The sequence below is a fragment of the Georgenia sp. genome (assembly GCF_054605595.1).
Genome location: NZ_JBTSDU010000013.1, coordinates 1 through 11566, shown reverse-complemented (window position 1 = coordinate 11566; position 11566 = coordinate 1). Strand labels below are relative to the sequence as shown.

Annotated in this window: 10 protein-coding genes; 4 read left to right on the top strand and 6 right to left on the bottom strand. The window is 71.5% G+C overall.

What is annotated here, in order from left to right:
- Positions 1-85 precede the first annotated feature (85 nt).
- Positions 86-1870, top strand: a complete 1785-nt coding sequence (locus ACYC1Z_RS03195) for a SpoIID/LytB domain-containing protein (protein WP_461408092.1) — start codon at positions 86-88, stop codon at positions 1868-1870.
- A 79-nt stretch (positions 1871-1949) separates the two neighbouring features.
- Here the strand turns inward: ACYC1Z_RS03195 and rfbB are convergent, their stop codons facing one another.
- Positions 1950-2942 carry a dTDP-glucose 4,6-dehydratase gene (gene rfbB, locus ACYC1Z_RS03190; protein WP_461408091.1) on the bottom strand — a complete coding sequence of 331 codons (993 nt, stop codon included), beginning with the start codon at positions 2940-2942 and terminating at the stop codon, positions 1950-1952.
- 380 nt (positions 2943-3322) lie between these two features.
- On the opposite strand from rfbB, the gene ACYC1Z_RS03185 reads away from it, so the two are divergent.
- Complete coding sequence (locus ACYC1Z_RS03185; protein ID WP_461408090.1) at positions 3323-5407, top strand: peptidoglycan recognition protein family protein; 2085 nt, start codon at positions 3323-3325, stop codon at positions 5405-5407.
- A 33-nt stretch (positions 5408-5440) separates the two neighbouring features.
- On the opposite strand, the gene ACYC1Z_RS03180 is transcribed toward ACYC1Z_RS03185, so the two are convergent.
- Genes ACYC1Z_RS03180 through ACYC1Z_RS03160 form a run of 5 tightly spaced genes read right to left on the bottom strand, consistent with a single transcriptional unit; the run spans position 5441 to position 9573 of the window.
- Complete coding sequence (locus ACYC1Z_RS03180; RefSeq protein WP_461408089.1) at positions 5441-6061, bottom strand: dTDP-4-dehydrorhamnose 3,5-epimerase family protein; 621 nt, start codon at positions 6059-6061, stop codon at positions 5441-5443.
- A gap of 55 nt (positions 6062-6116) precedes the next feature.
- Positions 6117-6527 carry a DUF2304 family protein gene (locus ACYC1Z_RS03175; RefSeq protein WP_461408088.1) on the bottom strand — a complete coding sequence of 137 codons (411 nt, stop codon included), beginning with the start codon at positions 6525-6527 and terminating at the stop codon, positions 6117-6119.
- Positions 6524-7255, bottom strand: coding sequence for a glycosyltransferase family 2 protein (locus ACYC1Z_RS03170; RefSeq protein ID WP_461408087.1), 732 nt, complete (start codon positions 7253-7255; stop codon positions 6524-6526). Before ACYC1Z_RS03170 ends, ACYC1Z_RS03175 begins: the two co-directional genes overlap by 4 nt.
- 36 nt (positions 7256-7291) lie before the next feature.
- Positions 7292-8269, bottom strand: coding sequence for a glycosyltransferase family 2 protein (locus tag ACYC1Z_RS03165; protein ID WP_461408086.1), 978 nt, complete (start codon positions 8267-8269; stop codon positions 7292-7294).
- Between the two features lie 44 nt (positions 8270-8313).
- A complete protein-coding gene (locus ACYC1Z_RS03160) occupies positions 8314-9573 on the bottom strand; it encodes a polysaccharide biosynthesis protein (RefSeq protein ID WP_461408085.1) in 1260 nt (419 codons plus the stop codon).
- 116 nt (positions 9574-9689) lie between these two features.
- On the opposite strand from ACYC1Z_RS03160, the gene ACYC1Z_RS03155 reads away from it, so the two are divergent.
- On the top strand, positions 9690-10619 hold the full coding sequence (locus ACYC1Z_RS03155) for a glycosyltransferase family 2 protein (protein WP_461408084.1): 930 nt from the start codon (positions 9690-9692) through the stop codon (positions 10617-10619).
- Positions 10616-11461, top strand: a complete 846-nt coding sequence (rfbD, locus tag ACYC1Z_RS03150; protein ID WP_461408083.1) for a dTDP-4-dehydrorhamnose reductase — start codon at positions 10616-10618, stop codon at positions 11459-11461. The genes ACYC1Z_RS03155 and rfbD overlap by 4 nt, the downstream gene beginning before the upstream one ends.
- Positions 11462-11566: the final 105 nt, after the last annotated feature.

The window sequence follows — 11566 nt, the reverse complement described above, 5'->3', positions numbered from 1 at the left end:
GCTCCGCTCATGATCGGTCCGACCGTGCCGATGCGTAGGAGGGGGTCCATGATGGATCCACAGGTGCGGTCTCGAACGGGGGAACATGGGTAGGAAGATCCGCGGCATTCTCACTGCCGTGCTGGGGCTCGGGCTCGCCGTCGCTGGGGCGGTGGCCACCACGAGCGGTGCGGCCGCCGCCGAGGCGATCTATCCGGCTCCGGCGTCCGGGTCCTGGGACGTGCGCGGCCACGGCTGGGGTCACGGCAAGGGGCTCTCGCAGTGGGGCGCGCAGGGCGCCGCCCAGCAGGACCGGACGGTGGATCAGATCCTCGAGTTCTACTACCCCGGGACGACGAAGCAGGACGTCGGCAACGATGAGCTCCGGGTACAGCTCCGGTCCTTCGGGACGCCGTCGCAGGCGTCCTTCTGGAGCACCTCCGGGACCGGTGGCACGCTGACGGCCTCCGACACCACACTGACCGGAAAGGTCACGGTCACGCTCGACGCCACCGGCTGGATCATCGAGCGGCCCGGCCAGGCGCCGGTACGTCGCACCGGCGACACGCTCGAGGTGAAGGCGACCCCCGGTGCTGAGTACGGCACCGGGGTGGTGCTCGCCGACTCCCCGACAGCGGCCAGCGGCACCTACTACCACGGGTACTTCCGTCTCGTCCGTATCGGTACCACGAACACGTTCGACGTCGTCGACGTCGTCCGCATGCAGCTCTACCTCTACGGCGTCGTGCCGCGCGAGATGCCGGCGAGCTGGCTCCCCGCGGCTGTCCAGGCCCAGGCCGTGGCGGCGCGGACCTACGCCCTCTCGGTCAAGCGGAGCACCGGCCCCTTCGACCTGTGCGACACCGACCAGTGCCAGGTCTACGGCGGACGGGCCGATGTGTCCGACACCGGGGCGATGATCTTCATGAAGGAGGACGCCCGCTCCAGCGCCGCTGTCGAGGACACCAACGGCCACGCGCGCTGGTACGGCGGCGCGGCCGCGTTCACCCAGTTCTCCTCGTCGAACGGCGGGTACTCGCGGGGCGACAGCACCCGCCCGTACCTGGCCGCGCGTGCGGACCCGTACACCGGTACCGCGACCGGCGACCCCGTCTCGACCTGGACCGCGAAACTTCCCGTGGCCAACGTCCAGGCGCGATGTCCCGCGGGCGGGACCCTCCAGCGGCTCGTCATCACCTCGCGGGACGGTCGCGGCGACCTCGGCGGCCGGATCACCGGGGCGAGGGTCGAGTGCACCAACGGCTCCGTGACCCTGCCGAACAACGAGGCCGTCTTCCGCTTCGGGCTCCGCTCGTCATGGTGGGCGCCCGTCGCCCCGCCCCAGCCGCGTTACCTCATCCACCTCAACAACTCGTTCACCGGATACGCCGACACGGCCTTCACCTTCGGCGACCCGACCGACACGTTCCTCGTGGGCAACTGGGACGGCAAGGACGGCGACACCCTCGCCATCCGTCGCAAGAACGTGTTCTATTTCCGCAACTCCAACACGACCGGCGTGGCGGAGCGCGCCATCGTCTACGGCGACCCGGGGGACACGATCCTGGTGGGGGACTGGAACGGGGACGGCGTGGACACGTTCGCGGTGCGCCGCGGGAATCAGTTCCTCATCAAGAACTCCGTCAGCAGCGGCTACGCAGACCGGGTGATCTACTACGGCGACCCGGGCGACGCACTCGTCGTCGGAGACTGGGACGGCCGCGGCGGGGACACCCTCGGGGTGCGGCGCGGGAACGTCTACCACCTCAAGGACTCGCTGACCACGGGGGCGGCCGACCGCGTCGTGACCTACGGCAACCCCGACGACGAGGTGCTCCTGGGCGACTGGGACGGCAACGGCAGCGACACCCTCGGCGTCGTGCGCCGCTGACGGTCGCCATGCCGATCCCGAGCCTCGCGAAGCCCGGTGACGGTAGCCAACTCGGTCCCGGACCGAGTTGGCTACCAGCTCACTGCCCTTGCGCGGCGTACTTCGCCTCGACGGCGACCTTCTGCGGCCGCCACCAGGCCTCGTTCTCGCGATACCAGCGAACGGTGTCCTCGAGGCCGGCGCGGAAGTCGGAGAAGTCGGGCTGCCACCCCAATTCGGTGCGCAGCCTGGTGCTGTCGATCGCATAGCGAAGATCGTGCCCGGCGCGGTCCGTCACGTTCTCGTAATCCTGGGGATCGTGCCCCATGAGTTCAAGAACGAGCTCGACGACCTCCTTGTTGTTCTTCTCCCCGTCCGCGCCGATGAGGTACGTCTCGCCGATCCGGCCCTTGTCGATGATCGTCCACACCGCACGGTTGTGGTCCCGGACGTGGATCCAGTCGCGCACGTTCTGGCCGGCACCGTAGAGCTTGGGCCGGACGCCGTCGATGAGGTTGGTGATCTGGCGGGGGATGAACTTCTCGATGTGCTGGTACGGCCCGTAGTTGTTCGAGCAGTTCGAGATCGTCGCGGCGATGCCGAAGGACCGCACCCAGGCGCGCACGAGGAGGTCCGAGCCGGCCTTGGTCGAGGAGTAAGGGCTGGAGGGGTTGTACGGGGTGATCTCGGTGAACCGCGCCGGGTCATCGAGCGCGAGATCACCGTAGACCTCGTCGGTGGAGATGTGGTGGAAACGGGTGCCGTGCCGACGGACCGCCTCCAGCAGGGTGAAGGTGCCGACGAGGTTGGTGTGCACGAAGGGGGACGGGTCGAGCAGCGAGTTGTCGTTGTGCGACTCCGCGGCGAAGTGGACCACGGTGTCCGCCTCGGCGACCAAGGGGTCGACGGTGTCACGGTCCGCGATGTCGCCCTCCACCAGCCGCACGTTGGCGAGATCGGCGAGCGAGCCCGCGTTGCCGGCGTAGGTGAGCTTGTCGAGCACCGTGACGTGGGCCTCGGGTCGCTCCTCGATGGTCTGGTGGACGAAGTTCGCGCCGATGAAACCAGCGCCCCCGGTGACGAGCAGCCGCACGGCCTCTCCCTCGTTCGGCCGCCTCGCGGCGGCTGGGCCTACAAGTACCCGCCCAGACTAATCTCCGTGCTCCGTGCTCCGTGCTCCGTGCTCCGTGTCGGTGTGTTCGATCTCCCGCGCCGTCTCGACCGTATTGCGGGCCTTCTTGCGGCAATCAGGGTACGTTCTTCCTTGGACGCTTCGGTGTCCGGATCGGTGCACTTCCCCCAACCGATAACCGTTCGGAATGAGTAATTCGCATGGCATGGCACCCCCTTGGCATTTCCTTGGTCATTGTTTCCCTGGTCGGCACGAGTGTCGCTGGGGCCCCGTCGCAGACCGCCGGAGTGGAGACGACGCCGCAGACCTCCGCGGTCGAGACGGCGCCGGACCCGTCCCCGGTGACAGTGGTCGGGCTCACGGGCGTGGCGAGCGAACCCACCCGGATCGCCCTCGACGGCCTGGAACGGCTGGAGCATGCGGAGGTGCCGACCGACCAGGCGGCCACCGAGCTGGTCGTGCGGACCGCGGGCGCCGGGAGCGGTGGTCCGATGTCGGCGAGCCGACCGGTGCTCCTCCCCGCCACCACGGCGGTCACCGCGGCTGAGGCGGCAGACGTCCTCCTCCTCACGCCTCCTATGGAGACGCCGGAGTTCTTCGTCGCCGGTGTCACGTGGGACGAGGGCCCCTCCCAGGGCGGCCTCCACGTGTTCATCCGCGCCATGCAGGACGGCGAGTGGCTGGAGTGGACCGAAGCCGAGGTGGAGTCCGCCGAGGACGTCTCCACGGGCACCGTGGGGACGGACCCGTACGTGGCCGGAGGGGCCACGGCCGTCCAGGTCCAGGTGAGCGGCCCGGAGGGCACACTGCCCGAGAACCTGCAGCTCAGCCTCATGCCGAGCAACCCCGCAGAGTCCGCGGAGGTCGTGACGGAGGAGGGTGGCGAGGTCACCTACCTGCCGGAGGAGGACGCACCCGCGGACGTCGCCGACCCGGTGGCGTTCAACGCCGATGCGAACTTCGCCGAGCTCGGCGTGGCGGCGAGCACGTTCGTGGCGGTCGCCGCCGGCCCGCAGGAAGCGGTGGTGGCGCCCGTGAGCCAGGTGACCACGGCACCGACATCGGGAACGACCGCTGTGCCCACAACCGCGACCCCCGCGACGACGGCGATGCCGGCGGCCCTCACCGGAGGTGTGCTCTCCGCGGTGGCCCCGAGGCCGAACATCATCACCCGCGCCGGCTGGGGGGCGGACAGCTCGATCATGACCTGGACCCCGAAGCCGGCCACGCTCAAGGCGGCGATCGTCCACCACACGGCGGGCCAGAACGCCTACACCGCGGCCCAGTCACCCGGCATCGTCCGGGGCATCTACTACTACCACGCCGTGACGCGTGACTGGGGCGACATCGGCTACAACTTCCTCGTCGACAAGTACGGCCAGATCTTCGAGGGCAGGGCCGGGTCGCTGTCCGCCCCCGCGGGCACGATGATCGTCGGGGCGCATGCGGGCGGCTTCAACACGGGCACCCTCGGCATCGCGGCCATGGGCGATTTCACCAAGGTGAACGCCCCGCAGGTCATCCTCGACCGCATGGCACAGGTCATCGCGTGGCGGTTCGCCGACACCGGTATCGACGTGTGGTCGCCGAGCGGGATCATCGCGCCCGGTACCAACTACGTGCCCGCCGGAAGCAACCTGCCGCGCATCTTCGGCCACCGCGACGTCGCCAACATCACCCGGACCACGTGCCCGGGTGACGACATCTACGGCCGGCTCGCCTCGCTCTCCAGCGCGGTGGACAACCTCATGGGCCAGCGGATCTACCTCAACAACCGGTTCAGCGGGTACTCGGACGTCAACTTCCGCTTCGGCGCGAAAGGTGCCGAGATCATCGTGGGCGACTGGAACGGGGACGGGCGTGACACGCTGGCTGCCCGCCTGGGGAACCGGTTCGTCGTCACGGACCAGAACGCGAACCTCGCCGCCACGCGCGTCGTCTACTACGGCGACCCGGGCGACGAGATCTACGTGGGGGACTGGGACGGCAACGGCACGGACACGTTCGCCGTCCGTCGCGGGAACCAGTTCCACATCCGCAACTCCATGACGAGCGGCGAGGCCGACCGGGTCATCTACTACGGTGACCCTGGCGACAAGATCCTCGTGGGGGACTGGGACGGGAACGGCGCCGACACCTTCGCGGTCCGCCGGGCGAACCAGTTCCACATCCGCAACACGCTCACATCGGGATACGCGGACCGTGCGTTCTACTACGGCGACCCCGGGGACGTCATCCTCGTGGGGGACTGGGACGGCGCCCGCGGGGACAGCTTCGCGGTCCGCCGGGGGATCCGGTACCACATCCGCAACTCGCTGTCCTCGGGCATCGCGGAGGTGGTGTTCGACTACGGCAACGCTACGGACCGCACGGTCGTCGGCGACTGGGACGCGAACGGCACCGCGACGCTCGGCGTGACCCGGTGATGTGGCGGGCGGCCGCCGCGGGCGTCCGGCCGCTCAGCCTCGCCGGAGCGCGTCGGTGAAGACCGTCGCGGCCGCGTAGGTCGGCAGGAGCCCCTGGCCCGCCGCCTCCCGGAAGGTGGGAGCCGCCGCGTCCTTGTCGGAGAGCTGCACCGTCAGCGGCCGGCCGGCACGGTCGGTGGTGGGCCACGCGATCGCCAGCTCCTCCGACAGCGGGTGGATGCCGTGCTCCCGAGTGGGGGCGTACGGCTCGGAGCACAGGTACATCACGGTCGAGCCGTCCTCCAACGAGCAGAACGCGTGCCCGAGTCCTTCCGAGAGGTAGACGGCCCGCCGGTCGACGTCGTCGAGCAGGACGGTGTCCCAGGCGCCGAACGTCGGGGAGCCCACCCGGATGTCGACGACGACGTCGAGCACCGCACCCTGCGGGCAGGTGACGTACTTCGCCTGCGAGGGCGGTACGTCGGCGAAATGGATACCGCGGAGCACACCGGCCGCGGAGACGGAGGCGTTGGCCTGCTTCGGGTGGAACGGGTGGCCGACGGCCGCCACGAAGGCGGTCTGCCTGAACCACTCGAGAAACACGCCCCGGGGGTCGCCGTGCTGACGCGGGGTGATCTCCCACGCGCCGGGGATGGCCAGCTCTCGGAATTCCATCAGGGTCGGGCTCCTCGTCGGCTCGGCGGCTCGGCGGCCCGGTGCCGCCTACCGGTCATGGTGCGGTCTCGTCGCGAGGCGTGGTGCCGTCACCAGGCGTGGTGCCGTCGCGAGGCGTGATCTCCTGGCGAAGCTCCTCGATCTCGAGGCGGGCCAGCGCGATCTCCTCGGCGATCGTGCGGCGCTGCTCCTCCACGGAGGACAGCTCCGAGCTCAGATGCACGCTCACGAGGAGCAGCACCAGGACGGCGGCAGCCAGGAGCATGTTGGAGGGTGCCTGGAAGCCCAGGGCATCGGCGACCCGGAAGGCGATCCGCGGGAAGATGCTCAGCACGAGCACCACGGCACCGAGGACGAGCCAGAGCGTGACGTACTTCTCCCGGATACGCCGCGCCCTCAGCAGGTGCAGGAGGTAGCCGATGAAGAACAGCGCGGCCAACACCGGGAGTGCTTGGTACAGGCTCATGAGACATCAGACCTTTCCTGGCTGGGCCGCGTGAGCGCCACGGCCAGGGCCAGCAGGGCGCGCATGAGGAAGATGCCCGCCTTCAGCGGGGAGTGCGAGGGCGTCCCACCCGAGCGGGGCCGCATCGACACCGGCACCTGCCTCACCTTCAGGCCGTTCCGGGCCGCGATCACGAGCGCCTCCACCGTGTCCCCCAGGTACTCGGCCGGGTAGTCGCGCGAGAAGAGCTCGACGCCGCGGCGCGAGCAGGCTTTGAAGCCGGACGTCGCGTCGGTCAGGCGGGTGTGCGTGACCCAGCTCAGCACGGTGGCGAGGAACTTCATGCTCCACCGCCGCGGCCCCCGGGCCTCGTAGTTCCCGGCACCCGCGAAACGGGCACCGATGACGACGTCGGCCTCCTCGGTGTCCAGGGCCTCCAGGAGGCGGGGGATCTCGGCCGGGTCGTGCTGACCGTCGGCATCCACCTGGACCGTGCGGCGGTAGCCCTTCCGGTTGGCGTAGAGGTAACCCGCCCGCATGGCGCCTCCCACCCCGAGGTTCAGCGGCAACTGCAGCACCTTCGCCCCGGCGGCGGTGGCCACGGCGGCCGTCGCGTCGGTGGAGCCGTCGTCGACGACGAGGACGTCGGCTCCCGGCACCTTCTCGCGCAGCTCGGCCACGACGCCCGGGAGCGGGATCTCCTCGTTCCAGGCGGGGACGATGACGAGCAGGTCGTGGTCGGATGGCATGTGCGAGGGGATCTCCGTCCGTGTGGGGTGGCTGGGCTAGAGGGCGTACCGGCGTCGAGCGTATCGGCGGTACACGACGCGGTACACGGCGGGGGCGGCCTTGAGCAGGAGCGCGGCGGCGGCGTAGTCGGGGCGTGCCCGTGCGGTGGCGAGCATGTCGCCGGTGTGCAGGTGTCGGGCGGCCTCCCGCACCGCGGCCCGGTCGCGCGCCGAGACCTGCGGTGCCGTCATCGCGCTCTGGGCGCAGACGAGCAGCGAGAGGACGCGCAGGCTGCGCAGCGCGGCGCGGACGTCCGGCCCGTCCACCTCCGGGTTCAGCATCCGAGCGGCGTGCTCCATGGCGCGCTCGACCTCGTCGGGTGTCGCGGGGCGCCCCCACGTCGCGGACTGGTCGCTGACGCGGTACAGGTAGAGCGGCTCGGGCAGGACCGCCGTAGCTCGGGAGAAGGAGTGGTAGGCGACGGTCGTGGCCAGGTCCTCGTAACGGCGCAGACCCTCGGGGAACGGGACGCGGCTCGCGATCGCCCGGTCGACCACCGTGCCGCCGGCCAGCCCCGCGATGCGGTCCTGCATGGCGCGCACGGTGGCCACCCGGCGTGGGTACACCCCGGGGGTGCCCGGGGAGACGGGGATCCGGGTGCCGTCCGCGTGCACCATCGCGTGCCCGGCGACGACGAGGTCGACGTCGCCCGTCATGGCCGCACCGACCGACTCGAGGTAGGTCGGGTCGAGTGTGTCGTCGGCGTCGAGGAAGGCGATGCGCGTGCCGCGGGCCGCCGCCACGGCGGTGTTGCGGGCGGCGGCGACGCCACGGTTGCGCTCGTGCTCGAGGAGCCGGACGCGGGGGTCGTCGACGGCGGCGACCACTGCCGCGGACCCGTCGGAGGAGCCGTCGTCGACCACCACGATCTCGAAGTCCTGGTCCGTCTGCCGCAGCACGCTGGCGATCGCGTCGGCGATGCTGCCGGCGCCGTTGTACAGCGGGATGACCACGCTCGTCCGTGGCGCGGTCATGCGATCACGGGCCTACGGTCGGCAGGGCGGGGCACGTGGGGAGTCTAGACGCTGCGCCCGACGGCGCCGCGGATGGCGCCGACGTGCACCGCGATCCCGCTCAGCGGCCCGACGACCAGGCTGATGACGACGCGGGCCTCGAGCCCCAGCGGCAGGAGGAGCATCGCCAGCGAGAGCACCACGGCCACCGACCACCCCACGACGTAGGCGACGTGCCGGCGCAGCGCCAGCGTGGTCGCGCCGGCGAGGACGAGCACCGCGAGCACGCCGGCGGCGAACGTCAGGGCGGCCAGCACGGGGCCGGCCACGCGGTAGCCGTCGCCGAAGACGAGCTCCATGAGCCACGGGCCGACGGCGGCGGCGAGGGCGGCGCCCCCGGCCGCGACCGCGAGGATGAGCCCGGACGCCTTGACCAGCGTGCGGGTCGTCCGCCGGGGTGCCTCGACCACCTGGGTGATGACCACACCCTGGAAGGCGTTGAGCGGGATGAGCAGCGGGGCCCGGGTCATCGACACGGCGAGGATGAGGGGGGCGGCGCCCGCGTACACCGCCGCGTCGGTGGTCACCTTGACGAGGGTGGGGAAGCCCACCATGAGGATGCCGTTGGCGCCCGCGCCCGCCATCGCCCCCAGCAGGCGCGCGGCGTAGCGGGAGTGACCGGAGTCCGCGCGCAGGGACCACACCGTGCGGGCGCGCGGCAGCAGCAGCGTCAGCACCAGCCACGTCACCCCGGCAGCCGCGGTGGCCGCCTCCAGACCCAGGAGGCCCGCACCCGCGAGCACGGCGGCGGCGACCAGGACGAGGCGGACCAGTGGCTCCACGGCGGAGAAGAAGGCGAACAGGCGCCAGCTGCCACGCCCGGCGAGGCTGCCCGTGGTGCCGCCGTTACCGGCCGCGCCGATCATGCCCGCCGCGAGCAGCGCAGCGGCGGCACCGGCGTCGGTGTGGAGGATGCGTTCGCCGCCGATGCCCGCCACGAGGGCCATGACCAGTGCACCGGCCAGGCCGACGGCGACGGCGACGACCATGACCCGGGGGCGCCCCGGCTCGATGCCGGGCGCCAGCATCGCTGCCCGCACGGACCGCGTCGTCTCGTTCTGGAGCCCGGTGGCGACCGCGTACCCGGCGAACAACAGGGACCAGAACGCCAGGAAGTCGGCGTTCTGCGCCGGGGTGAGTTGGCGGGCCGCCATGACCTGGACGGCGAGACCGGCCAGCGCGGCGATCGCCGCGGCGGTCGCGACCCCTGCCCCGTCGGCACGGCCGACACGGCGGCCGGTGGCCGCCGCGGCAGGTTCGCTCATGTGCACTCCAGGTGAGGGAACCTCGATAGTAGCCGCGCCCGACCGCTGGGTACTGTGGGGCCGGGCACCCCACGGGCGCCCACGATCTGCTGGATGTGAGAGGACTGAGGGCTCCGGTGCTGCTGGACATATTCGTGCCGTTCTACGGTGACCCGGAGGTCCTCCTGCTGGCCATCGAGAGCGTGCGCCGCCAGGACAGCGGCGACTGGCGGCTCACCGTCGTCGACGACTGCTACCCGGACGAGACGGTGGGGGAGCGCGTCGCGGCCCTCGGTGACGACCGCGTCACTTACCTGCGCAACGAGAAGAACCTGGGCATCACGGGGAACTTCGCCCGCTGCGCCGAGCTCGCCACCCAGGACCGGGTCGTGATCATGGGGTACGACGACGTGCTGCTCCCCGACTACGTCTCGACGATCGTCGCGGTGCACGCGGCCCACCCGGACGTCGACGTCATCCAGCCCGGGGTCCGGGTCATCGACGAGACCGGGGCCGACTCAGCGACGCTGGCGGACTGGGTGAAGCAGCACGTGGTCCGGCCGCGGGGGGCTGGGCCGATGCTGCTCTCGGGGGAGCGGCTGGCTACCACCCTGCTGCACGGCGACTGGCTCTACTGGCCCTCGCTGGCCTTCCGGCGCGAGACCCTCCAGGCCGTGCCGTTCCGGGAGGGGCTGGCGGTCATCCAGGACCTGGCGCTCGAGATCGACATCGTGCTAGCCGGCGGGACCCTGTGGTACGAGCCCACGGTCTGCTTCGCGTACCGGCGGCACACCAGCAGCGCCTCCTCCGCTGCACTGCTCGGCGCCGCGAAGTTCACCGGGGAGCGGGAGTACTTCATGCTCGCCGCGGGCCTGTTCCGCCGGCGCGGGTGGCGTCGGGCGGAACGGGCGGCCCGCCTCCACCTCACCTCCCGGGCGCACGCCCTCACGCTCGTGCCCTCCGCCGTGGCGGCGCGCCGGCCGGCGACGGCGCGGGCCTTGTTGAGCCACGCCTTCCGGCCCCTGCCGCGGCACGACGTGCCGACGAGCTCGGGAGGTCCCGAATGACCCGCTGGTTGGTGGTCGGCGGCACCGGCATGCTGGGCCGCGACCTGGTGGCTCGGCTCGACGGGCAGGACGTGCGCTCGGTGGGCAGCGTCGTGCTCGACAACACGGACCAGGCTGCTGTCGACGGCGCCGTCGACAGCGTCGACGTCGTGGTCAACTGCGCGGCGTACACCGCCGTCGACGCCGCGGAGACCGACGAGGGGCGGGCCTTCGCGGTCAACGCGGTCGGCCCGCAGCTCCTCGCCCGGGCGTGCCACGCCTCGGGGGCACGCCTCGTCCAGATCTCCACCGACTACGTCTTCGACGGCGCGGCCGACCGGCCGTACGGGGAGGACACCCCGATGCGGCCGCGGTCCGCCTACGGCCGCACCAAGGCGGCGGGGGAGTGGGCGGTGCGTGCCGGCGTCGACGACCATCTCGTGCTGCGGACGGCGTGGCTGTACGGCGAGCACGGGTCGTGCTTCCCCAAGACCATGGCGCGCCTCGCCGCCGAACGGACCGAGCTGCGGGTGGTCGACGACCAGGTCGGTCAACCGACCTGGACCGCCGACGTCGCGGACCTGGTCGTCCGCCTCGTCAGCGCGTCCGCCCCCAGCGGGACGTACCACGCGACGTCGTCGGGCAGCACCTCCTGGCACGGCTTCACCCGGAGCATCGCGGCGGCCCTGGGCAAGGACCCCGCGATGGTCCTGCCAACGACGTCGGCTGAGTTCACGCGCCCCGCCCCCCGCCCTGCCTACTCCGTCCTGGGGCACGACGCGCTCCGGGCTGTCGGCGTCGCCCCGATCGGCCCGTGGCAGGAGCGGTGGGAGGCGGCGGCGCCGGCCGTGCTCGGCCGCTGACGGTCACATGCGGTAGAGCGTGAAGGTGTCGGTGCCGTTGCCGTCCCAGTCCCCGACGAAGGTCTCGTCGCCGGGGTTGCCGTAGCCGAAGGCGACGTCGGCGAC

Bases quoted from the DNA above. Each gene is read 5' to 3' on its own strand.
- ACYC1Z_RS03180 (WP_461408089.1), bottom strand. From the start codon at position 6,061: ATGGAATTCCGAGAGCTGGCCATCCCCGGCGCGTGGGAGATCACCCCG.
- rfbD (WP_461408083.1), top strand. From the start codon at position 10,616: ATGACCCGCTGGTTGGTGGTCGGCGGCACCGGCATGCTGGGCCGCGAC.
- ACYC1Z_RS03165 (WP_461408086.1), bottom strand. From the start codon at position 8,269: ATGACCGCGCCACGGACGAGCGTGGTCATCCCGCTGTACAACGGCGCC.
- ACYC1Z_RS03160 (WP_461408085.1), bottom strand. From the start codon at position 9,573: ATGAGCGAACCTGCCGCGGCGGCCACCGGCCGCCGTGTCGGCCGTGCC.
- ACYC1Z_RS03195 (WP_461408092.1), top strand. From the start codon at position 86: ATGGGTAGGAAGATCCGCGGCATTCTCACTGCCGTGCTGGGGCTCGGG.
- ACYC1Z_RS03175 (WP_461408088.1), bottom strand. From the start codon at position 6,527: ATGAGCCTGTACCAAGCACTCCCGGTGTTGGCCGCGCTGTTCTTCATC.
- ACYC1Z_RS03170 (WP_461408087.1), bottom strand. From the start codon at position 7,255: ATGCCATCCGACCACGACCTGCTCGTCATCGTCCCCGCCTGGAACGAG.